Here is a 19,683-nt window from a genome sequence, read left to right as displayed (position 1 = left end):
CCATGCGGGTGATGATCTGCAACCAGAAGGGCGGGGTCGGCAAGACCACCACGGCCGCGAACCTCGGGGCGGCGCTGGCCCGCGCCGGGGCGGGGCGGGTGCTGCTGGTGGACCTCGACCCGCAGATGCACCTGACGGCGGGCCTCGGTCTGCCGGCCGAAGGTGCGGACTGGACGGTGGCCGACTGGCTCGCCGGCCGTCCCGGAGAGCCGCTGCCGGTACCGGGCGAAGCCGGCCTCTGGCTCGTGCCGGGCGCGGCCGAGCCGCTCGCCGCCCTCGGCGCGGGCGTGCCGACCGAGGGCCTTGGCGCCTCGTTCGACTGGGTGCTGATGGATGCGCCGCCGACCTGGTCGGAGGCCATCGCCGATCTCATGCGCGGCTCGGATCTGGTGATCTGCCCGCTCGAGCCGGACTTCCTCGGACTTCAGGGCCTCAACCGGCTGCTGCGCACCATGCAGGGGGCGGGCCTCGACTGGAGCCGGCTGCGCCTGCTCGCCACCCGCGTCTCGGACCGGCTTGCCGTCCACCGTGAGGTTCGCGCCCGCCTCGCCGAACGGTTCGGCGAGAGCTTCCTGCCGGTCGCCATCCGCTCTTCGGTCAAGCTGGCCGAGGCACCCGGACGCGGCCGGACCATCTTCACCCATGCGCCCGCCAGCACGGGCGCTGCCGACCATGCCGAGCTCGCCCGCCTGCTGATGCGGGGCGGCCGAGGCGCCAGACGAAAGGGAACCAGGACATGACACGCCGCCCCAGAACCGCCCCGGCGCCGGCCGCGACACAACGGCTGACCAACGATCCGCTCGACTGGCTGGCCGGCCCGCCGGAAGCCGCCGCAGCGCCCGAGGCACCGGCCGCGCCCGAGCCGGCGGCTGCGCCCGCCTCCGCATCCGGGGAGCCCACCCGGAACCGCCGGTCCGCCCGGTCCACCACGCCCGCGAAAAGAACCGACACCATGCCCGCCGCCCAAGACGCCAAAGCCGCTTCCCCCGACACGACCGACCATGCGCCGGTCCAGCGCCTGCTGGCGGACATGAAGAAGATGGCCACCGCCCACGTTCAGGGCGACATCGACCATTTCATGGACCCGTCCGCCTATCCGCAGGAGCTGGCCGCCGTCGCGGGCCTCGTCAACGAGATGGTGCAGAGCCACATCGGCACCATCGGCGAGGCGCTCACCTGTTTCCGCCGGCTGGGCGAGGGCGATCTCGACGCGCCGGTCTCGCGCTTTCCGGGGGCCAAGTCCGGGGCCAACGATGCGATCGAGGCGGTGCGGTCGAACCTGCGTCATGCGGCCTCGGCGGCGGCCGAGTCGGATGCGCAGATCAACCGCCTGATGGCCGAAGTGCGCAGCATGTCCGCCGCCCATGTGGCCGGCGATGAGGATGTGCGCATGGATGCGGCCGCCTATCCGGGCGAGCTTCGCCATGTCGCCGAGGCGCTCAACGAGATGGCCGATGCGCAGGTCCAGTCGATCGAGGAGGCGATCCGCTGCTTCGAGGCGATCGGCGAGGGCAACTTCGACGCCCCGATCCGCCAGTGGCCCGGCAAGAGGGCCATGGTCAACCGGGTGATCGACCGCTTCCGCACCAACATGAAGGCGGTGACGGCCGAGGTCGCCATGCTGTCGGACAGCATCGTGGAAGGGCGGCTCGACCGCGAGGTGGACCTGTCGAAGTTCTCGGGCGATTTCGTCGAGATCGTGCGTTCGTTCGAGCGGACCTACGCCAGCCTGAACGGCGTGTTCCATTCGCTGTCGGTCCAGCTCGAGCAGACGGCGCAGACCGTCATGCAGGTGAGCCAGGCCTCGCAGTCGCTGGCCACCAACTCGGCGGTGCAGTCCTCCTCGGTCGATGAGGTCTCGGCCTCGGCCGAAGAGACCGACAGCCAGGTGAAGGCCAACGCCGCCGCCGCCCGGTCCGCGAGCCTTCTGGTCGAGGGGGCGGCCACCGTCGCCGCCGAGGGCCGCGAGAAGGTGACCGAGATGGTGCAGGCGATGGAGGGCATCCGCGTCTCGTCGCAGGGCATCGCCAAGATCATCAAGGTCATCGACGAGATCGCCTTCCAGACCAACCTTCTGGCGCTGAACGCGGCTGTCGAGGCGGCGCGCGCGGGCCAGCACGGCCGGGGCTTTGCGGTCGTGGCGCACGAGGTGAGGAACCTTGCCGGCCGCTCGGCCAAGGCCGCGCGCGAAACCTCGGAGCTGATCGAGGACGCCGGCAGCCGCGTGCAGGCGGGCGTGCGGATCGCCACCGAGACCTCGCGCTCGTTCGTCTCGATCGTGGACGATATCGAGAAGGTGAAGGCGCTGGTCCAGGACATCTCGCGCGCTTCGGACGAGCAGACGCGCAACGTGGCCCAGATCTCGAGCGCGATCGGCGAGGTGGCCAAGTCGGCGCTCTCGACCAGCCAGCAGGCGGACGAGCTGGCCTCGTCGGCCACGCAGATGCAGGCCGCGACCGAGGCGATGCGGACCGAGATCGGCCGCTTCAAGCTGCGCAAGGTGCGCGAGCTTGTGCAGGCGCTGCCCTCGCTCGAGGCGCTGCCGCCCGAGATGCTGGCGCAGCTTCAGCAGATGGTGGCGGCGCAGATGGGGCTGGCCTCCGCGCGTCCGATCACCGCCTCGGCCCCGCCGGCCGCCCGCACCAACGGCCACGGCACCCATCTGACGGACCGCGACGAGCGCGGCTTCGCCGACTTCTGAGATCCGCGCCGGCCCGCCCGGTCCGGCATTGCCAATCCCTGCGCCGGACCCTCCGGTCCGGCGTCGCCAAGCACGGAGAGACCCATGCCCTACAATGTCATGATCGTGGACGATGCCGCCATGATGCGGCTCTACATCGCAAGCTTCATCAAGACCCTGCCGGACTTCAAGGTGGTGGCGCAGGCGGCCAACGGGCAGGAGGCGCTCGACAAGCTCGCCGCCCAGCCCAATGTCGATCTGATCCTGCTCGACATCGAGATGCCGGTGATGGACGGGATGGAGTTCCTGCGCCACGCCAAGCTGAAGACCCGCGCCAAGATCTGCATGCTGTCGTCGGTGGCCGTCTCGGGCTCGCCGCACGCGGCGCGCGCCCGCGAACTGGGCGCCGACGGCGTGGTGGCCAAGCCCTCGGGCACGGTCTCGCACGATCTGGAGGAGAAGACGGGCGACGAGCTTGCCCGCACGATGCGGACGCTGATGGCCGCCTGAGGCGGTCGGCGAAAGGGGGAGGCTGGCCATGTCGGACGATTTCGACGAGATGGACGAGATCTGGGCGCTGTATGCCGATGACGGCGCACAGGCGCTTGATGCAATGGAGGCCTCCCTTCTGGCGCTGAAGGCGGGGGCGGAACCGGGCGAGCATGTGGGCCCGCTGTTCCGCGCCGTCCACACGTTCAAGGGCAATTCGCGGGTGCTGGGGCTCTCGGTCGTCGAGAGCCGGGCGCACCTTTCCGAGGATCTGATCGGCCTCGTCCGCGACGAGGGCGTGCCGATGGACGCCGAGATCGTCGAGATCCTTCTCTTCGCCTCGGACGTGCTGCGCACCATGCTCGAGGAGACGGCGGCCACGCGGGCCGATGTGTCGCCCTCGGGTTCGGAAGAGCTGATGGACCAGCTCCGGGACAAGATCGCCCGCTGCAAGACGGGCGGGGGCGGCGAGGCACCGGCGCCCGAGCCCGAGCCGGGCCCGCCCTCCAGCGCCGAAGCGGGCAGCGATGAAGGGCAGGGGGAGGCGGCGGACATGTCGCCCCCGCCCACTGCCCCGGCTGCCGTTCCGACCACCGCAGACATCCTCGCGCTGCTCGATGACACGGAGGCCGAGCCGGAGCCGGAGCCCGTGGTGTCGGCACCGCCAGTCGCGGCCGAGGCTCCGGCCGCCCCGCCTCCGGCTGCTTCGCCTCCGGCCGCTTCGGTTCCGGCCGAGCCGGCCCGCGCCATCACGCGACTGGCCGACGATCCGACCTATCGCGCGATCTTTCGCGACATGGCGCACGGGTCGCTGACCCGTTTCCGCGCGCAACTGGCCCAGTTCGGCAGCGATCCCGCCGTGGCGGCCGCGTCCGCCCGGTCCGAGGCGGACGGGCTGAAGCACGCCGCCCGGCAGATGGGCCTTGACGACTGGGAGGAGGCGCTGGCGGCCTTCCTGTCGGAACATGTCGATCTCGAGCGGCTGTCGGCCCTCATCCTGCGTCTGGACGAGCTGATGGACGCGCCGCCCGCCGCCCCTCCGCCGCCGCCCGGTGATTGTCCCTTCTTCGAGGCCATCGCCGAGCCGCTGGCGAAGGTGACCCATCTGGGCGTGCGGATCTCGACCGGAGAGACCCCGGCCGCCGACGAGTTGAGGACCGTGCTCGACAGGCTGTGCACGGCGGCCCGCGCCGATGGCTATGTGCGCGTCGTCGAGGCGGTCGAGGGCGTCGGCTCGGCGACGGGCGCCGAGGGTTTCCGCGCCGCGGAACTGAAGCTCTACGAGGAGTTGTCGGCGGTCGAGGCGGTCATGCCCGAAGCGGCCGAGGCCGCGGGCGTCAGCCCCCGCCGCATCCTGCGCAGCTGGTGCGCCAGCCACGCGGCCGAGACGCTGGCGGCCCTCGACGGGGTGCTCAACAGCCTGCGGTCCGCCGCGACCGACGAGACCTTCCGGCGCTTTGACCGGCTCATGCGCCTCGTCCACCACGCCTGCGAGCATTATGCGCTCGACACCGCGGCCCAGCTGGCCATGTCGCTGGTGGACCTCTTCAGCCGGGTCCATGCGACGGGGGCGGCGCCGGATGCGATGCTCGTCCACATCGCCCGCGGCTTCATCGAGACGATCGAACTTGCGTTCGACGCGCTCGATCAGGGCGAGAAGCCGGCGATGGAGGTGCTCGACCGTCTGTTCGAAGAGGCGGCGAATGTCTGCTTCGTCACGGACGGGCTGATGACGGCCGGCGCGGTCGAGCGGCGCCTCGGCCTGCCGCCGGACTTCCACCGCGTCCTGTCGCCCGAGAGCGTCCGCGCGGCGGCCGAAGAGATGGAGAAGGGCCAGCGGTTCTACATCATCCGCACCGACATCAACACCGACGACCGCACCGCCGAAGCCTTCCTGGAGTGGTTGAGCGGCGATCAGGCCCGCTCGATCACCAACGTCACCGTCTTCCGCGGCACAGAGACGCTGTTCGACTTCCTGATCTCCTCGCGCCTCGACGAGCCCGACCTGATCGAGGCCCTGGTTCGGATGGACCCGTCGGGGCGCCGGCTGGCGCTGACCCATGCGCTGCGGCCGGGGGCCGCCGAGGCGCCCGTCACCGAGGCGCCGGGCGATGCGCCGCTGGCGCAGGGCGCCACGATCACGCCCGAGATGCTCGAGACCATCGGCGAGATCTCGGCCAGCCATGCGATGGTGCATCACCTGCTGGCCGAGCTTGCCGAGAACGACCTCGCCGAGGAGATGGAGGCGCTGATGCGGCAGGCGGGCGGCGACTGGCGGGCCGCCCGGCCCGCCGTGCGCGCGCTGCTCGATGCCCACGCGGCCCGCCTGCAGGAGATCGCGCAGGCCGGCACCGCGCTGACCTCTCAGCTGGCCGCGCTTCAGGAGGAAACGGTCACGCTGCGCGCGCGCCCCGCGAGCACGGTGCTCAGGCCGCTGCGGACCTTTGTCGAGACGCTCGCCCGCCGCCACCGCCGGGAAGCCTGCCTGACCACCGCCGGGGATGAGCTGTCGCTCGATCTGGCGCTTCTGGAACGGCTGCGGGGCCTGCTGCGGGGCCTGGTCGCGATCCGCCTCGAACGTCCCGAGCGGGCGCCGTCGTCGCTCCATGTCACGCTGCGGCGCGATGAGGAGAGGGTGATGGTGACGCTGCAGGACGACGGCGCGCCGCAGCCCGACACGCCGGCCCTCGCCGATCTTGCGGCGGGGATCGCCCGCTCGAACGGCAGCTTCCGCGCGGTGCCGCTTCCGGGGGGCGGCATGCGCTTCCATCTGGCGCTGCCGCTGTCGATGGTGGTGCTGGAAGGGATGGTCGTGGGGGTGGACGGGGTGCGCTACGTCCTGCCGGTCGACTCGATCCGTACCATCCTGCAGGTCGAGCCGAGCGCCGCCATGACCATCTCGGCCGCGGGCGGCCAGCGCGTGCTGCGGATCAGCGAGACCGAGATCGTGGCGATCCACGCGCTGCGCGGGCATCCGGCCGAGGGGCGGCGTGATCGTCCCTGGCCGGCCAGCCGCCGCGTCTTCGTGATCCTCGGGACAGGGGCGCGGTCGGTGGCGGTGCCGGTGGATGAACTGGTGGGCCAGCAGCTCGTGCTGCTCCGCCCGCTGAGGGGCGTTCTGGCGCGTCTGACGCATCTGACGGGGCTTGCGCTTCTGGCCGGCGGCGACGTGGGAATGGTCCTTTCGGCCAATCGGATCTGCGAGCCGGCTCAGGCCGAAGCGGTCTGACCCACCCCTACGGATGGTTGTCCCCCTTCCCAAGGAAAGGTGCGCGGGGGCATCCGTATCGAGGGCCCGCGCCAGCGTTGATCGGCGCGCCCGGGTGGAGCAGGTTTGCTGCAACACCAGTTGGAAAGGGGTATTCCATGCGCAGCACCATCGACGGCCACACCCCCTCTGTCGCGCGTGCCGTTCGAGGCCTTGGCGCTGCCGTGGCCAACCTGCGTCGCGCCCTTCCCGCGGCGGACCGTCCGCGGCTTCTGGACGGGCTGCGGGTGGGCCTGCTGGGCGATGCCGCCAGCCCCGGACTGACCGCCATCCTGCGCTACATGGGGGCGCATCCCGAGACCGTCGCCCTCGACGGCCGCAGGCTCGCGGCCGATCGCCGGCCCGATGCCGTCGTCGTCTCCTGGCCCTCGGCGGCCGGATGCGAGTCCGCCGAATGGCGGCAGGTCGCGCGCATGAAGCTCGACAATCCGCGGCTCGTCGTGATCCTGCTCGACTGGAGCCGCGGCCGGATCGCAGCACCCCTCCATGACCTGCGCATCGGGCGCGGCGCATCGACCGCCGAGGTCCGCGCCACGCTGGCCGAGTTGCGTCGGCTGCGCCGCGAACAGGCCATCGCCCTTGCCGCGCGCTCTCATGCCGACGCCCCGGCCGAACCGCTGTTCCGCCGGCCGCAAAGGCCCTCGGCCGCACCTCGTTACCCGCTGGCCGAGACGGTTCTCGCCCGCGCCGCCTGACGCGCGGCCGTCACCTGCCGGGGCCTGCAAAGATACCGCCGGACTCTCCTAAAAAGCGTTTCGCACCGGCCGTTTAATCCTCCGAACCCGCCGCAACCCGGAAGGAGACAGAGGATGACTTTCGCAGATGCGCGTGCCCGTTACCGGCGTACCGAGACCGTCGATTTCCAGGTTGTCGATGACCCGCACCAGATCATCCTGGTCACCCTGCGCGAGCTGCTGCGGTCGCTGCGCGCGCTGGCCGCGGCGTCGGAGGCGGGTGGATCCTATCCCGACCAACATCTGAACCGGTCCCTGACCGCGATCTACATCCTTCAGAGCAGCCTCGATTTCGAGAAGGGCGGCGAGATCGCCGACAACCTCTTCTCGGTCTACGAGTTCTGCCGCGCGCAGGTGGCCGCCGCCTTCCGGCGCGAGGCCGGGGCGAAGCTGGGCGAGGCCGCGGGCCACATCGGCACTATCCTCGACGCGTGGGAGCAGATCGGCCCGCAGGGGCGCCCGTGACCGGGGCGGGTCCGGCCCCCGGCCCGGGGGATGACGTGCAGGCGCTCTGCATCGGGATCGCCGCGATGGCGGGTGCGCTGCGCGGCGCGATGGAGCGCGGCGACATCGGCGCCCTGATCGCACGCGAGGCCGAGCTGCGGGCGATGGCGGGGCAACTGCCCGTGCCGGGCCAGCCCGGCGTGACGAGCGGCCAGGTTCTCGGGGTGCTGGTCGAGGCCTTGTCCGCGGTGCGGGCGGCAGAGGCGTGGCTCGAGGCGCGCAGGGCGCGCGACAAGGCCGATGCGCGGCAGACCGAGCGGCTGCGGCTGGCCTACGGTGACGGCGGGCGGCGGTTCTGACGCCGCCGGCCACGCCGGGTCCACGGACCGCGTGTGACTTTGTTCGACAGGGGTGCTGCTGGCGGGCCTCAGACCCTGAACACGCCCCGACGGCGGTGGCGCAGCGGGCCCAGCAGCGCCTGCAGGGGCAGGCGGCGCCGACGCGCTTCCTCGCCACGCTCATCGAAGAAGACCGTTTCGATCATCATCGTCTCGAACGGCAGATCCGGCGCGAGCGGCGCAATCTCGTGGGGCTGGACAGTGGCTTCGATCGGCATGGAACTCTCCCGGACTGGTCTTCGGAAGCGGCCTGCAAGGTTCGTGCCGTTCAGTAGAGGACGAAGTGGGGGATCATCACCTCGAACACCGGATCGGGCAGATCCTCGGTGCCATAGCGCCCGTTGGCCACCGCACGCAGCGCCTCGGGCAGCGCGCGCCGAAAGGCGTCGATCGAGGGTTCGGCCTCGTCGCAGGCCCGCAGCGCCTCGGTGAGGTCCAGCACCAGAAGCGGCACGTCCTTGCGCAACATGTCCGCCATGGCGAGCAGGTCGAGCCGCTGGCCCTCGACGGCGAAGGCCAGCTTCAGCGTCAGCTGGCGACGGCCGCCCCGGATCGTGGCATGGATGGGGTCGGGCAGCGGCATGTAGGTCAGGGCCCCCACGGGCAGCCGCGGGCCCTGGATCTCCGCCTCTTCGGCGGGCGGCACGAGCTGCACCGACGGACGGTCGAACAGCATCCCCAGCCCGAGCGCAAAGAGGCACAGCGCGCCGCCGAGCCCGGTGGCGAAGGCGATGCGTCCCGGGGCGGGGGTGCGGGCGGCTGGGTTGATCATGGCTCTCCGATGCTCGGGCCCATCCTAGCGCGGACCCGCCCCGCGGGGCATCCCTTCCGACGGAGGGGGCCCCCTGCGGAAGTCGGGGGCCGCGGCCTAAGAAACCGCGCGCGCCGGCCGTTGCAGGACCAAAGACCGCGCGCGCGCCCGGTGGGTGCGCCGTTCCGGAAAGGGAGACGGATGAGACTGAACCTGCCGCAGGTGCTCGCTCCGCTGGCCAAGCGGCTGCCCGCCGCGCCGCGGCCGGGACGCGAGGGGGACGACACCGACGCCTTCGATCTCGTGCGCACCGAGACCCGGCTGAAGAACCGCGCGCAGGTGGAACGCTACCTGCCCGACATCCTGGGCCGGGCGCTGGCGCGGATCTGGATCGACCCGCTGTTCCGCGATCGGTTCGCGGTCGATCCCGTGGCCACGCTGGCGGCCTACGGCGTGTTCCTGCCCGAGACGATCAGCATCGTCTTCGAGACCGAGGGCAACGCCCGGCCGCGTCTGGTCGTCTATGAGCAGAAGGGGCCGCTGCGCCCCCGGCAGCGGATGCTCTACCTGCAACTGGTGATGATGGCCGGAAAATGAGGACGGCGCTCCCGCTCTGCCTGCTGCTTGCCGTGGGGCTGCCGGTCGCGGCCGATCCGTTCGATGCGGCGGTCGCGGCCTTCCGGCAGGGCGATGCCGGGCGCGCGGCTGTCCTGTTCAAGGAACTGGCCGAGGCGGGGGATGCCGAGGCGCAGTTCAATCTGGCGCTGATCTACGCCGAGGGGGCCGGCCTTCCGCAGAACCCGCGCGAGGCGCTTTACTGGGCATGGCGGGCCAAGCTCGGCGGCGTGGCGATGGCCGAGGATCTCTCGGTGCGGCTCGAGGGCGGTCTTCCGCCCGAGGTGCGCGACGCCCTCGCCGCCCGGCTCGAGGCGGTGCTGGCGCCGCGCGTGGCGGCCGGAGAAGCGAGCGCGATGTTCGGGCTGGCGCGCGTGCTCCTCCAGCTTCGGTCCCAGCCCGATCCCAAGCGCGCCTACGAGTGGCTGGCGATCGCGGCGGCCCTCGGCCTGCCCGAGGCGCTGGCCGCGCGCGACGCGGCCCTGGCGCAGGTGCCCGAGAAGGAGCGGTTCGCCGTGCAGGACGGGGCCTTGGGCGCCTTTGCCGACTGGTGCCGGTCGGCCAGCAAGCCCGCCGTTGCCTGCGCGGCGGCGGGCTGAGGATCCTGCACGAGCGTCCCACTTCAGGACCAGCGGTTTTTCCGGCTGTCCCCCCGCCGCGCCGTCCACGGCGCCGGAGCAGGCCAATCCCTCAGTGACGGCGGAGGCGGGCGATGGCGCGGGCTTCCTCGAGATCGAGCCCGACCTCGGCGGCGATCGCCTCGGGCTGCTCGCCCTTGCGCGCCAGCGAGATCGCCTGTTCGATCATCCGTTCCCCGGTAAGCCAGTCGAGATCGGATTGCAGGCTGTCGGTCGTCGCGCTGATCCGGTCGAGGACGCTGGCATGGCGCCAGTCCATGTCGTGCAGCCGCTCGGCGATCCGCTGTTCGAGGGCGGCAAGCTGCTCCTCGATCGGGCGCGGCGCGGTCGCGGCCAGGGCCACGGCGCGCTGCCGGCGCCTCAGCGCGATCACGACGGCACCAGCCGCCGCGAGCGGCAGCGCAAGGGACAGGACGAGAAGGGGGCTCATGCCAGACGATGCTCCGGTGTTCGGGGTCTCAGAGCTTCAGATCCAGGTAGTCCGCGAAGAGCGCATCGGTGATGCGGTCGAGGTCGATGGGATATTTCCCTTCGGCTATCGCGTCCTTGATCTTCTGCACCATTTGCAGATCCACGGGCGGCCCCGAGCGCAGCTCTTCCGGCGTGGCCAGAGCGGCGGCACTCAGTTCGACCGTTTCACCTTTTGCCTGTGCGGAGCCCGCAACGGCGCCCGCAAGGGATCGGTCCACCCGGGTCTGGGTGTCCTTCAGGCGTTCGAGACGGCTCGGGCCGGATGTGGGGACGACGGATTCGACCATGTGACCCTCCTTCATGCCTCTCGTAACGACTGCGGTTCAGCGCATGTTAGGCCGGAGCTCGGCCATATTTCGCGCGGTGACGGTGGCGCGCAGGATCGCGCCGCTGGAAAGGTTCCTCACCTCCACAAGATCGCCGAGCGCCGCGTCGGCCAGGGCCTCGCCGGCGGTCAGCACTTCGATGGGCCCGACCGCGACGCGAAGTGCGACGGGGCCTCCGCGGGTGACCAGCCAGTCGGGTTCGAGATGGCGGGGCAGGATCGGCTGCCCCGGCGCCAGCGCCACCTTCAGGCGGCGGCCGATCAGCGCCTGCTGCCACCGCTTCTGCTCGGCGCTGCCGTCCCCCGGCGCGAGATCCTCGGCGGCAAGGGCGCTGCCGCGCGCGACCGGCCGGGCCAGGGTCACCTCTCCCGCCTCGGGCCGGGGGGCGCCCGCCGCGCGCGCCGGGGCGGTTGCGTGCGCCTTGGTGCGCAGGGCGCGCTTCCAGACGGGATCCTCGCAGCGCAGCTCGGCCGTGGTCCAGCTTCCGTTCAGCGGCTCGACATGGGGTGCATGTCGGCAGGGGGGGAGCGAGCGGAGCGGGGCGGGTGGCGCGCCTGCAATCCCCGCATCGCGCATGGCGGCCGCCACCAGCGCCGCCGTCTCGGGCCCGCTGAGCCCGCCGGGTCCCGCGACTGCGGGAGCGGCCAGACATGCGACCAGCAGGATCGCCCTCATCGGCCGGTCTCCACGAACTGGACGCGGCGGCCCGCGAAATGCGAGGGGCCAAGCGTGGGGTCGAGCGGGCGGAGCCGCGCCGAGCTGCCCCGCAGCTCCACCACCTCGAGGATCTGCGTCGAGCCGCCATCGGCGGTGAAGGCCAGGCTGCCCTGCGTCAGACCGTTGGCGCGTCCCACCGGCACCTCGAGCAGCCCGCCCGCGGACGAAAGGCGCGCCGAGACCGGCTCGCAACCCGCCCGGTCGAAGAGCGCGTCGAGTGCCCGGTCCGATCCGTCGAGCAGCGCCGCCGCAAGCGCCTCGCGCTGCGGCTGGACGAGCACCGACAGGCCCCCCGCCAGCGACGGACGGGGCAGCGGCACGCGACGGATGAAGTGCTGGAGCGACGAGGTTCCGTCCGCCCCCACGAGCTTCAGCTCAAGCTCGAGTTCGAGTTTCGGGCCGGCGGTCCGGGTCAGGCGGATCGTCGGCACGAAGCCATGCCCGTTCCCCGGCAGCCGGACCGAGCCGCGCGTCAGCACGTCATAGTCGAAGGCGTCGCCACGCCGCGAGGTGCGGGGGAGCGGGCGGTCGGTGACGCCGGCCAGCGAGACGGCCGGATGCCGCGCCAGCCGCTGGACGAGGCGGCGTGCGATCGTGTCCGCCAGCTCTCCCGACCATTCCGGCGCGTGGGGATCGACCTCGACCCGCGGAGCGTAGGCCGTGACGACGAGCGTGCGGATCGGGCAGAGCGGTCCTGGTCCGTCACCGACGAGGGCCTCGATCCGCACGCGCCAGACCTGTCCCGAAAAGCTCTCGGACAGGATGCGGTGGCTGAGGATGCGCCCGACGGTGCGGACGATGGCCACGTCCGAGGTGACGATGCCGCGGTTCGTGGCCGTGCGGCCCGACACATCGGCCCCGCCGGCCAGCGCCGCGGCCAGCAGCGCGTCTGCCACCGCGCGGCGGCGCGCGGCGTCGCGGTCGCCCGCGCCCGTGACGGTGCCGAAGCCCACCGCCTCGACACGGATCGCGGGCCTGTCGGCCAGCGCCGCGGCCGGAACCAGCAGCAGCGCCAGGATCAGGACCAGCCGTCTCACCGCTGTCGCGCCGCCTTGACGATGTATCCCACCGCGTCGGCATCGAGCGCGAGTTCGACCTCGTAGCTGTCCTCGCCCTTGGGCGTGATCCGCACGAGGCGCGCGCCCCGGATGCTGCCCGACACCGCGCCCGCAATCTGGTCGTTGACCGCCACGGCGTCGCGCACCGTGGTCCGGCTGTCGAGGCGCAGGCCATGGACCTGCTCGGCCAGGTCGCGCATCGCATCGAGGCGCGCCGCGCGCATCGCCATGAGGCGGCGTTCGTTCAGGGTGCGGCCGGGCTGGCCCGCCACCTGCGAGAAGCCGATCCCCGTCACCAGCGGCCGGGCCGCGACCGCGGCCGGGGCCGAGCCGCGCCGGGCCGCCTGCGCGTCGAGGCTGTCGTTGGCATCCTTCATCCGCGCAAGCTCGGCCATGCGGGGACCGGCATCGCGGGGCAGCGCATCGACCGCCCGCGGCCCCGGGGCGCAGGCGGCGAGAACCGGCAGGGCCAGGCCCGCCATGAGGCGGCCGAAGCACAGGCGGGCGGGCATGGGGCAGCCTCCTAGTCTGGAACTCTCGGGGCGCCGGGCTGCAAGCGGCGTGCCAGACGCGGCGGCGCCGGCGATGCGGCCATCGCCCCCGGCGGGCACCCGCTGGCACGGCGCTTGCAGCGGGAGAGGCGACAACGAGCCAGCGAGTGACCTGCCATGTTCCTTTTCCGCGCCCCGGAGCCCCGCGCATGAGCACGGTCTCGGCCAGGCAAGGCTGGAGCGCGCAGCTGGGCGGCATGACGCTGCCGCTGGGCATCCTCGCGGTGGTCGCGATGATGGTGCTGCCGCTGCCGGTGGTGCTGCTCGACATCTTCTTCGTCGGCAACATCCTTCTGTCGCTGCTGATCCTGATGGTGGCGCTGCACACCTTCCGGCCGCTCGATTTCTCGAGCTTCCCCAGCATCCTTCTTGTCGCCACCGTCCTGCGCCTGGCGCTGAACGTGGCCTCGACGCGGATCGTGCTCAGCAACGGGCACACCGGGGCGGATGCGGCGGGCAAGGTGATCGAGGCCTTCGGCTCCTTCGTGATCGGCGGCAATTTCGTCGTGGGGACCTTCGTCTTCGCGATCCTCGTCATCATCAACCTTGTCGTCATCACCAAGGGCGCGGGTCGGGTGTCCGAAGTCTCGGCGCGCTTCACGCTCGACGCGATGCCGGGCAAGCAGATGGCCATCGACGCCGATCTGAACGCGGGTCTCGTGACGCCCGACGAGGCGCGCGAGCGGCGGGCCGACGTGGCGGCCGAGGCGGACTTCTACGGCGCCATGGACGGGGCCTCCAAATTCGTGAAGGGCGACGCGCTGGCGGGCATCCTGATCCTGATCATCAACATCGTGGGCGGCATCGTGATCGGCACGCTGCAGCACGGTCTGGGGGTGATGCAGGCGGCCGAGACCTATGTGCTGCTCTCGATCGGCGACGGGCTGGTGGCGCAGATCCCTTCGCTGCTGCTGTCCATCGCCACGGCGATCATCGTCACGCGCGTCTCCTCGAGCACCGACATGAGCGTGCTCATCGGCAAGCAGATGGGGATCGGCCGGGCCTGGGTGCCGGTGGCGGCGGTGATGCTGATCCTCGGGCTGACGCCGGGGATGCCGAACCTGCTGTTCCTGATCGGGGGGGGCGCCGCCGCCGCCATGGCCTGGGTCACGCTTTCGCGCGATCGCACGGGGACCGAGCCCGCCCCGGCCGCAGCCGGAGGGCAGCCCGCGGCCGACGCCCGCCCCGCGGCCGGCCCCGAGGCGATCACGGCCGAGGAGGTGACCGACTATGCGCCGGTCTCGCTCCAGATCGGCTACGGGCTGATCCCGCTGGCGGGCGACAACGGCGGCGCACTGGTGGCGCGCATCACCGCGATCCGGCGCGACGTGTCGAAGGCCCTTGGCTTCGTCGTGCCGGGGGTGCGCATCCGGGACGATCTGGCCCTTGCGCCGAACCAGTACCGCATCCGGGTGGGGCAGGCGATCCTGGCCGAGGACACGGTCTATCCCGACCGCAAGCTCGCGCTGCCCGGGGGCGGCTCGCGCAGGAAGCTGAACGGGATCTCGGTCAAGGACCCGAGCTTCGGCCTCGACGCCACCTGGATCCTGCCGCATCAGGTGGCCGAGGCCGAGGCGGACGATCATGTGGTGGTCGAGCCCGAGTCCGTCATCGCGACCCACCTGAGCCAGATCCTCGTCAAGCACGCGGCGCAGCTGATCGGGCAGGACGATGTGCAGGGGCTGGTGGACAATCTCGCCCGCTCCGCGCCGACGCTGGTGCAGTCGGTGGTGCCCAAGCTGGTGCCGCTGCATGTGCTGACGGCGGTGCTCAAGGCGCTTCTGGCCGACCGCATCCCGGTCTCGGACATGCGCCGCATCCTCGAGGGCCTGTCGGATCTGGCCGGGCGCAACCTCGCCCCGGCCGACATGGCCGAGGCGTTGCGCCCGGCCCTCGTGCCGCTCCTGCTGCAGCAGATGGGGCCGGTCAGCCAGCCGCTGCCGCTGATCACGCTCGAGCCGGATCTCGAGCAGCTCCTGCTGCGCTCGCGCCGGCAGGGCGACGAGATGCTGCTGGTGGACAACGGGCTGGCCCAGTCGCTGCTGACGGCCCTCTCGGAACGTCTGGAGGCGGCGTCGGGTCAGGGCAAGCAGGCGGTGGTGATCGTGGCCCAGCCGCTGCGGCGGGCTTTTGCGGCCTTCATACGGCCGCATCTGCCCGATGCCGTGGTGATCGGCATGGGCGAGCTGCCCGAGGCACGGCGGGTCGAGGTGCTGGGCACCGTGGGCGGCGCCTCGGCGCTGCCGCCGGGGAGGTAATCCATGGGGATCCTCACCGTCCGCGCCCCCGACAGCCAGCAGGCGATGGAGGAGGTCCTCCGCCGCCTCGGGCCCGAGGCCTACATCCTGTCCACCACCCAGCGCGATGGGTTGGTGGAGATCCGCGCCGCCCGCGATCTGCCCGTCGTGACGCCTCCCGCGCCGCGCCCGGTGCGCAAGGACGATCCCGACGCGGATGAGGCCGGGGACTTTCGGCGGCTGACCCTCTCGGGGTTGTCGTTCGGTGCCGCCCGGGAGGCGCCGCCCCTGCGCCGGGAGCCGCGGGTGCAGACCTTCGCCGAGATGCTCGAGGACCGTCAGCGCCAGCAGGCGAGGCCCGCCCTCGTGGCCGAGCGGAACCCTCAGCCGCCGCTGCCCGCGACCGATCCTGACGAAGGGTTCGAGGCGCTGGTGCGCCACCTCCTGCCGTCGCGGCCCGCGACGCTGCCGCCGCGCCTTGCGATCGTGGGGCCGGCGGGGGCCGGCAAGACGATGCTCGCGCTGCGCTTCGCCGCGCTGATGATGGAAGAGCGCCCCGGCGCCGAGCCGGTGATCCTCGCGCCCCGGATCGGTGGCGAACCGGCCGATGCGCGCCTGCGCCACTGGACGCGGCTGCTGGCCGTGCCTCTGGAACGGCCGCCGCTGGACGGGATCGGGCAGGCGCTGCTGCCCCGGCCCGATCCTTGGCGGCCCGAGATCCTGGACCTCTCCTGCAGTCCCGGAGTGACGCCCGAGGCGCTGGCCGAAACGGGCGCGAAGGTGGTGCTGGCGCTGCCGGCGGGTCTGTCGCCCCGCGCCCTGCGGCACTGGACCCAGGCGCCGGCCGGCAGCCTGATCTGCCTCACCCGCACCGATCTGTGGCTGCCCGACGGGGCCGAGCTGGCGGCGCTGGCGGCCTCGGGCCTCAGGCTCGGCTGGGAGAGCGGGGGGACAGGTGTGGTGGATGCGCTCTGGCGTGTCGATGCGGACCGGCTCGGCCATTGGGTCGAGGCGGGGGAAGTGCAGGGGGAAGAGCGGTCATGATCCATTCGCGCGGCTATGCCGAGCAGGCCCAGACGCCCGAGCGCCTCGTGCGCGCGCACATGGATCTGGTGCGCCGCATCGCCTGGAACCTTCACGCCCGGATCGGCCGCAAGGTCGAGATCGACGACCTGATCCAGATCGGCTACATGGGTCTGGTGGACGCGAGCCGCCGCTACGAGCCCCGCGATGGCGTGACCTTCGCCGCCTACGCGGCCATCCGCATCCGCGGCTCGATCATGGATTTCCTCCGGTCGAACTCGGCGCTCTGCCGCACGACGATCCTGATGCAGCAGAAGGTCAAGGCGGCGGTGCAGCGTCTCGAGAGCCGTCTGATGCGGGCCCCCGAGACGCCCGAGGTGGCGGCCGAGCTGGGCATGCCGGTCGGCGAATATCAGGACTGGCTGGCCCAGTTCGCCGGCAGCCAGACCGCGTCGCTTGATGAAGTCTATGACGACCAGTCCTCGCTGTTCCAGGGCAGCGAGCCCTCGGCCGAGGACCGGCTTCAGGCCACGCAGATGCGGGGCCTCCTGCGGCAGGCGCTGGGGAAGATGCCCGAGCGCGAGGCGCTGCTGCTGCAACTGATCTTCGTCGAGGAGATGAACGTCTATGAGGTGGCTGAAATTCTCGGCGTGACCACCGGACGGGTCTCGCAGATCAAGAAGGCGGCGATCGAACGGCTGCGCGGCTTCATCGACACCCTGCAGGGCGAGGACTGAAGCCGTCCTGCCCCTTGACGGCTGCCCGGCCCGGACCACCTTCCAGCCCCCGACGGGCAGGAGGTTCCCCATGAGCGCCATGATCGAGTTCCACGACGGAAGCCGGATCCCGCAGCTTGGCTTCGGCCTCTGGCAGGTGCCCGAGGACCAGACGGCGCGGGTCGTGCGCGAGGCGCTTGAGTTGGGCTACCGCCTGGCAGACGGTGCGGCGATCTATGGCAACGAGGCCGGCCTCGGCGAGGGTCTGCGGTCCTCGGGCCTGCCCCGCGATGAGGTCTTCGTCACCACCAAGGTATGGAACGACGCACAGGGCTACGAGCCGACCCTCCGCGCCGTGGCCCAGAGCCTCGAGCGGATCGGGATCGACCGGCTGGATCTCTGCCTGATCCACTGGCCCGCCCCCCGGCAGGATCTCTATGTCGAGACCTGGCGCGCGCTGATCCGGTTGCGCGACGAGGGCAGGATCACCTCGATCGGCGTCTCGAACTTCGACCTCGCCCAGATCGACCGGCTGACCGCCGAAACGGGCGTGACGCCGGTGCTGAACCAGATCGAGCTGCATCCGATGCTCCAGCAGGCCGAGTTGCGCGCCGGGCACGCCGAGCGCGGGATCGTCACCCAGAGCTGGAGCCCGCTCGGCCGGGGCATGGCCTTTGATGCGCCGGCCATCCGGCGGATCGCCGAGCGGACGGGCCGCAGCCCGGCGCAGGTCGTGCTGCGCTGGCACATCGAGCTTGGCTGCTCGGTCATCCCGCGCTCGTCCCGCCGCGAGGGATTGGCGGAGAATCTCGATCTCTTCGACTTCGAACTGACCGAGGCCGATCACGCCGCCATCGCCGCGCTGGATGCGGGCGAGCGCACCGGGCCCGATCCGCAGACCTTCGGGTGAGGCGCGAGGGAACCGGACGCCTGCGCCGATGTTGGCTGGCAGACGGCAGGCGGCTCAACCTGCCGTTGTCCGTGCCCCGGAGGTCTCATGCAGCACCTGCTCCGACCCGCAGCCGTCCTTGTCCTCGTCCTCGTGCCCGCGGGCGCCTTCGCCCACGACTGGTATCCCTTCACCTGCTGCTCGAACCGCGACTGCCATCCCATCGCCGCCACCGAGGTGACGGCCGGGCCCACGGGCTGGGTGATCCGGCGCACCGGAGAGGTCATCGGCTACGACGACGAGCGGCTGATGCCGACGCCGAAGCGGGCGGGGAACGACTTCCACCTGTGCACCACCGACGGCAAGCCGGACGGCAAGACGATCTGCCTCTTCGTTCCCGAATTCGGAAGCTGAGCGACCTAAGCGAACCGCGAGGGCAGGCAGGGCGTGATGTCGAGTTCGGGCGGCTTCCCATCCAGCAGGTCGGCGATGATCCGTGCGGTGATCGGCGCCAGCGTCAGCCCGATGTGCCCGTGGCCATAGGCGTGGAGGATCTCGCCTCCGGCGCGCGAGGGGCCGATGACTGGCAGGCTGTCGGGCATCGAGGGGCGGAATCCCATCCAGCTGCGCGAGGGCTCGGGCAGGTCGGGGAAGATCGCCCGCGCCCCCGCGACGAGCCGCGCGATCCGGTGCGGCGAGGGCGGGGCGGTCAGGCCGCCCAGTTCGACCGTGCCCGCGACCCGCAGCCGTCCGGCCATGGGGCACAGGTAGAAGCCGCGCGCGGTGGGGCAGGTGGGGCGCGAGACCGGCGCCTTGGCCATGTCCCACTCGACATGATAGCCCCGCTCGGTGTCGAGCGGCACGCGGTCGCCCGCGTTCAGCGCCAGCGCCCGCGAATGGGCCCCCGCCGCGATCACCACCCGCCGCCCATGGACCTGCAGCGCCGGGCCCGAGACGATCACCCCGTCCACCCGCCGCTCGAGCGCCTGCGCGCGCGCCTTCACGATCCGCACTCCAACCTTGCGCGCGGCCTCGGCGATCAGCCCGACCATGTGGCCAGGATCCGAGAGGAACACGGCCTTCGGGAAGAAGGCCGCGCCGGCCATCGGCGGCAGGGTGGGTTCCATCGCCGAAAGCTCGGCCGCAGACAGCAGATCCACCGTCACCCCCAGCGAGCGGCGGAAGGCCATGTCGGCTGCGGCCGCCCGAAAGGCCTGCGGGCTTTCATAGGCGTAAAGGCAGCCGCGCCGGTTCAGAAGCGCCGCGCCGCCGACCTCGACCGCCAGATCCTCCCAGCCCTGCGTGGCCGAGCCGAGCAGAGCCGCGAGGGCCTGGGCGTTCCGTCGCGCGGGCGCGGGCAGCGACTGGCGCAGGAAGCGGATCAGCCAGGGCGCCAGCGACGGCAGCGCCGCGTGACGGATGGCGAGCGGCGAGTTCCGGTCGAACATCAGGGACGGCAACTGCTTAAGCACATCCGGCGTGCCGACCGGCAGCACGGCATAATCGGCAATCGTGCCCGCATTGCCCCAGGAGGCGCCCGACCCCGGCTCTTCGGGATCGAGCAGGATGACCGAGCGGCGGCGCTGCGCCACGGTGAGCGCGATGGTCAGACCCACCACGCCCCCGCCGATGATGACCGTATCCGTGGAAAGGTGCTGGATCATCCGCCGCCCGCCTG

The 19,683-nt window shown here is 71.8% G+C and carries 22 protein-coding genes; 14 read left to right on the top strand and 8 right to left on the bottom strand.

The annotated features are described in order from the left end of the window. Nucleotides 1-2: 2 nt before the first annotated feature. The 7 genes from LV780_RS07425 to LV780_RS07395 all read left to right on the top strand — a co-directional run bounded on the left by LV780_RS07425 (nucleotide 3) and on the right by LV780_RS07395 (nucleotide 7,974). Nucleotides 3-740, top strand: coding sequence for a ParA family protein (locus tag LV780_RS07425; RefSeq protein ID WP_181318450.1), 738 nt, complete (start codon nucleotides 3-5; stop codon nucleotides 738-740). Next, nucleotides 737-2,701, top strand: a complete 1,965-nt coding sequence (locus LV780_RS07420; protein WP_108220238.1) for a methyl-accepting chemotaxis protein — start codon at nucleotides 737-739, stop codon at nucleotides 2,699-2,701. Before LV780_RS07425 ends, LV780_RS07420 begins: the two co-directional genes overlap by 4 nt. 84 nt (nucleotides 2,702-2,785) lie before the next feature. Continuing rightward, the gene (locus LV780_RS07415) at nucleotides 2,786-3,190 is read left to right on the top strand and encodes a response regulator (protein ID WP_011908653.1); all 405 of its coding nucleotides are present in this window, start codon (nucleotides 2,786-2,788) and stop codon (nucleotides 3,188-3,190) included. Between the two features lie 28 nt (nucleotides 3,191-3,218). After that, on the top strand, nucleotides 3,219-6,398 hold the full coding sequence (locus LV780_RS07410) for an Hpt domain-containing protein (protein WP_108220237.1): 3,180 nt from the start codon (nucleotides 3,219-3,221) through the stop codon (nucleotides 6,396-6,398). 137 nt (nucleotides 6,399-6,535) lie between these two features. After that, on the top strand, nucleotides 6,536-7,132 hold the full coding sequence (locus LV780_RS07405; RefSeq protein ID WP_233863942.1) for a hypothetical protein: 597 nt from the start codon (nucleotides 6,536-6,538) through the stop codon (nucleotides 7,130-7,132). A gap of 114 nt (nucleotides 7,133-7,246) precedes the next feature. Further along, nucleotides 7,247-7,636, top strand: a complete 390-nt coding sequence (locus LV780_RS07400; protein WP_101341914.1) for a flagellar export chaperone FliS — start codon at nucleotides 7,247-7,249, stop codon at nucleotides 7,634-7,636. Next, nucleotides 7,633-7,974 (top strand): hypothetical protein, encoded by a 342-nt coding sequence (locus LV780_RS07395; RefSeq protein WP_233863941.1) that lies wholly within the window; start codon nucleotides 7,633-7,635, stop codon nucleotides 7,972-7,974. Before LV780_RS07400 ends, LV780_RS07395 begins: the two co-directional genes overlap by 4 nt. Before the next feature lie 68 nt (nucleotides 7,975-8,042). Here the strand turns inward: LV780_RS07395 and LV780_RS07390 are convergent, their stop codons facing one another. Both LV780_RS07390 and LV780_RS07385 read right to left on the bottom strand, forming a co-directional pair. Then, entirely contained in the window at nucleotides 8,043-8,231 is a 189-nt protein-coding gene (locus LV780_RS07390; RefSeq protein WP_044248074.1) for a hypothetical protein, read from the bottom strand. Between the two features lie 50 nt (nucleotides 8,232-8,281). Beyond that, nucleotides 8,282-8,785, bottom strand: a complete 504-nt coding sequence (locus tag LV780_RS07385) for a hypothetical protein (RefSeq protein WP_011908648.1) — start codon at nucleotides 8,783-8,785, stop codon at nucleotides 8,282-8,284. Between the two features lie 180 nt (nucleotides 8,786-8,965). Between LV780_RS07385 and LV780_RS07380 the strand changes: the two genes are divergently transcribed. Continuing rightward, the gene (locus LV780_RS07380) at nucleotides 8,966-9,361 is read left to right on the top strand and encodes a hypothetical protein (RefSeq protein ID WP_011908647.1); all 396 of its coding nucleotides are present in this window, start codon (nucleotides 8,966-8,968) and stop codon (nucleotides 9,359-9,361) included. Continuing rightward, nucleotides 9,358-9,978, top strand: a complete 621-nt coding sequence (locus LV780_RS07375) for a tetratricopeptide repeat protein (RefSeq protein ID WP_011908646.1) — start codon at nucleotides 9,358-9,360, stop codon at nucleotides 9,976-9,978. The genes LV780_RS07380 and LV780_RS07375 overlap by 4 nt, the downstream gene beginning before the upstream one ends. A gap of 91 nt (nucleotides 9,979-10,069) precedes the next feature. On the opposite strand, the gene LV780_RS07370 is transcribed toward LV780_RS07375, so the two are convergent. From LV780_RS07370 to flgP, 5 genes are read right to left on the bottom strand one after another with little or no spacing between them, the layout of a single operon-like run. Beyond that, nucleotides 10,070-10,447, bottom strand: a complete 378-nt coding sequence (locus tag LV780_RS07370; protein WP_011908645.1) for a hypothetical protein — start codon at nucleotides 10,445-10,447, stop codon at nucleotides 10,070-10,072. 28 nt (nucleotides 10,448-10,475) lie between these two features. Then, nucleotides 10,476-10,775 (bottom strand): flagellar biosynthesis anti-sigma factor FlgM, encoded by a 300-nt coding sequence (gene flgM, locus LV780_RS07365; RefSeq protein ID WP_011908644.1) that lies wholly within the window; start codon nucleotides 10,773-10,775, stop codon nucleotides 10,476-10,478. A 36-nt stretch (nucleotides 10,776-10,811) separates the two neighbouring features. Continuing rightward, a complete protein-coding gene (gene flgA, locus LV780_RS07360; protein WP_108220236.1) occupies nucleotides 10,812-11,489 on the bottom strand; it encodes a flagellar basal body P-ring formation chaperone FlgA in 678 nt (225 codons plus the stop codon). Then, on the bottom strand, nucleotides 11,486-12,568 hold the full coding sequence (locus LV780_RS07355; RefSeq protein WP_108220235.1) for a flagellar assembly protein T N-terminal domain-containing protein: 1,083 nt from the start codon (nucleotides 12,566-12,568) through the stop codon (nucleotides 11,486-11,488). The genes flgA and LV780_RS07355 overlap by 4 nt, the downstream gene beginning before the upstream one ends. Beyond that, a complete protein-coding gene (flgP, locus tag LV780_RS07350; RefSeq protein WP_044248071.1) occupies nucleotides 12,565-13,101 on the bottom strand; it encodes a flagellar assembly lipoprotein FlgP in 537 nt (178 codons plus the stop codon). Before flgP ends, LV780_RS07355 begins: the two co-directional genes overlap by 4 nt. A 188-nt stretch (nucleotides 13,102-13,289) precedes the next feature. On the opposite strand from flgP, the gene flhA reads away from it, so the two are divergent. The 5 genes from flhA to LV780_RS07325 all read left to right on the top strand — a co-directional run bounded on the left by flhA (nucleotide 13,290) and on the right by LV780_RS07325 (nucleotide 18,419). Beyond that, nucleotides 13,290-15,398, top strand: a complete 2,109-nt coding sequence (gene flhA, locus LV780_RS07345; protein WP_117344972.1) for a flagellar biosynthesis protein FlhA — start codon at nucleotides 13,290-13,292, stop codon at nucleotides 15,396-15,398. 3 nt (nucleotides 15,399-15,401) lie between these two features. Next, the gene (locus LV780_RS07340; RefSeq protein ID WP_117344971.1) at nucleotides 15,402-16,421 is read left to right on the top strand and encodes a hypothetical protein; all 1,020 of its coding nucleotides are present in this window, start codon (nucleotides 15,402-15,404) and stop codon (nucleotides 16,419-16,421) included. Then, nucleotides 16,418-17,137 (top strand): sigma-70 family RNA polymerase sigma factor, encoded by a 720-nt coding sequence (locus LV780_RS07335; protein WP_011908638.1) that lies wholly within the window; start codon nucleotides 16,418-16,420, stop codon nucleotides 17,135-17,137. The genes LV780_RS07340 and LV780_RS07335 overlap by 4 nt, the downstream gene beginning before the upstream one ends. A gap of 70 nt (nucleotides 17,138-17,207) precedes the next feature. Beyond that, nucleotides 17,208-18,026 (top strand): aldo/keto reductase, encoded by an 819-nt coding sequence (locus LV780_RS07330; protein ID WP_117344970.1) that lies wholly within the window; start codon nucleotides 17,208-17,210, stop codon nucleotides 18,024-18,026. 87 nt (nucleotides 18,027-18,113) lie between these two features. Next, complete coding sequence (locus LV780_RS07325) at nucleotides 18,114-18,419, top strand: hypothetical protein (RefSeq protein WP_101341537.1); 306 nt, start codon at nucleotides 18,114-18,116, stop codon at nucleotides 18,417-18,419. A 5-nt stretch (nucleotides 18,420-18,424) separates the two neighbouring features. On the opposite strand, the gene LV780_RS07320 is transcribed toward LV780_RS07325, so the two are convergent. Beyond that, nucleotides 18,425-19,669 carry an NAD(P)/FAD-dependent oxidoreductase gene (locus LV780_RS07320; RefSeq protein WP_117344969.1) on the bottom strand — a complete coding sequence of 415 codons (1,245 nt, stop codon included), beginning with the start codon at nucleotides 19,667-19,669 and terminating at the stop codon, nucleotides 18,425-18,427. Nucleotides 19,670-19,683 lie beyond the last annotated feature (14 nt).

The sequence above is a fragment of the Cereibacter azotoformans genome (assembly GCF_021391315.1).
GTDB classification, from domain to species: Bacteria; Pseudomonadota; Alphaproteobacteria; order Rhodobacterales; family Rhodobacteraceae; genus Cereibacter_A; species Cereibacter_A azotoformans.
Note: the sequence above shows the minus strand (reverse complement) of the source record. Positions and strands in the feature narration are given on the sequence as shown.

What these genes read in the sequence shown, in the direction of transcription:
- LV780_RS07330 (WP_117344970.1), top strand. Translation starts at nt 17,208, where the DNA reads ATGAGCGCCATGATCGAGTTCCACGACGGAAGCCGGATCCCGCAGCTT.
- flhA (WP_117344972.1), top strand. Translation starts at nt 13,290, where the DNA reads ATGAGCACGGTCTCGGCCAGGCAAGGCTGGAGCGCGCAGCTGGGCGGC.
- LV780_RS07400 (WP_101341914.1), top strand. Translation starts at nt 7,247, where the DNA reads ATGACTTTCGCAGATGCGCGTGCCCGTTACCGGCGTACCGAGACCGTC.
- LV780_RS07335 (WP_011908638.1), top strand. Translation starts at nt 16,418, where the DNA reads ATGATCCATTCGCGCGGCTATGCCGAGCAGGCCCAGACGCCCGAGCGC.
- LV780_RS07370 (WP_011908645.1), bottom strand. Translation starts at nt 10,447, where the DNA reads ATGAGCCCCCTTCTCGTCCTGTCCCTTGCGCTGCCGCTCGCGGCGGCT.
- LV780_RS07425 (WP_181318450.1), top strand. Translation starts at nt 3, where the DNA reads ATGCGGGTGATGATCTGCAACCAGAAGGGCGGGGTCGGCAAGACCACC.
- LV780_RS07415 (WP_011908653.1), top strand. Translation starts at nt 2,786, where the DNA reads ATGCCCTACAATGTCATGATCGTGGACGATGCCGCCATGATGCGGCTC.
- flgA (WP_108220236.1), bottom strand. Translation starts at nt 11,489, where the DNA reads ATGAGGGCGATCCTGCTGGTCGCATGTCTGGCCGCTCCCGCAGTCGCG.
- LV780_RS07380 (WP_011908647.1), top strand. Translation starts at nt 8,966, where the DNA reads ATGAGACTGAACCTGCCGCAGGTGCTCGCTCCGCTGGCCAAGCGGCTG.
- LV780_RS07385 (WP_011908648.1), bottom strand. Translation starts at nt 8,785, where the DNA reads ATGATCAACCCAGCCGCCCGCACCCCCGCCCCGGGACGCATCGCCTTC.
- LV780_RS07340 (WP_117344971.1), top strand. Translation starts at nt 15,402, where the DNA reads ATGGGGATCCTCACCGTCCGCGCCCCCGACAGCCAGCAGGCGATGGAG.
- LV780_RS07320 (WP_117344969.1), bottom strand. Translation starts at nt 19,669, where the DNA reads ATGATCCAGCACCTTTCCACGGATACGGTCATCATCGGCGGGGGCGTG.
- LV780_RS07375 (WP_011908646.1), top strand. Translation starts at nt 9,358, where the DNA reads ATGAGGACGGCGCTCCCGCTCTGCCTGCTGCTTGCCGTGGGGCTGCCG.
- LV780_RS07390 (WP_044248074.1), bottom strand. Translation starts at nt 8,231, where the DNA reads ATGCCGATCGAAGCCACTGTCCAGCCCCACGAGATTGCGCCGCTCGCG.
- LV780_RS07405 (WP_233863942.1), top strand. Translation starts at nt 6,536, where the DNA reads ATGCGCAGCACCATCGACGGCCACACCCCCTCTGTCGCGCGTGCCGTT.
- flgM (WP_011908644.1), bottom strand. Translation starts at nt 10,775, where the DNA reads ATGGTCGAATCCGTCGTCCCCACATCCGGCCCGAGCCGTCTCGAACGC.
- LV780_RS07325 (WP_101341537.1), top strand. Translation starts at nt 18,114, where the DNA reads ATGCAGCACCTGCTCCGACCCGCAGCCGTCCTTGTCCTCGTCCTCGTG.
- LV780_RS07420 (WP_108220238.1), top strand. Translation starts at nt 737, where the DNA reads ATGACACGCCGCCCCAGAACCGCCCCGGCGCCGGCCGCGACACAACGG.
- flgP (WP_044248071.1), bottom strand. Translation starts at nt 13,101, where the DNA reads ATGCCCGCCCGCCTGTGCTTCGGCCGCCTCATGGCGGGCCTGGCCCTG.
- LV780_RS07410 (WP_108220237.1), top strand. Translation starts at nt 3,219, where the DNA reads ATGTCGGACGATTTCGACGAGATGGACGAGATCTGGGCGCTGTATGCC.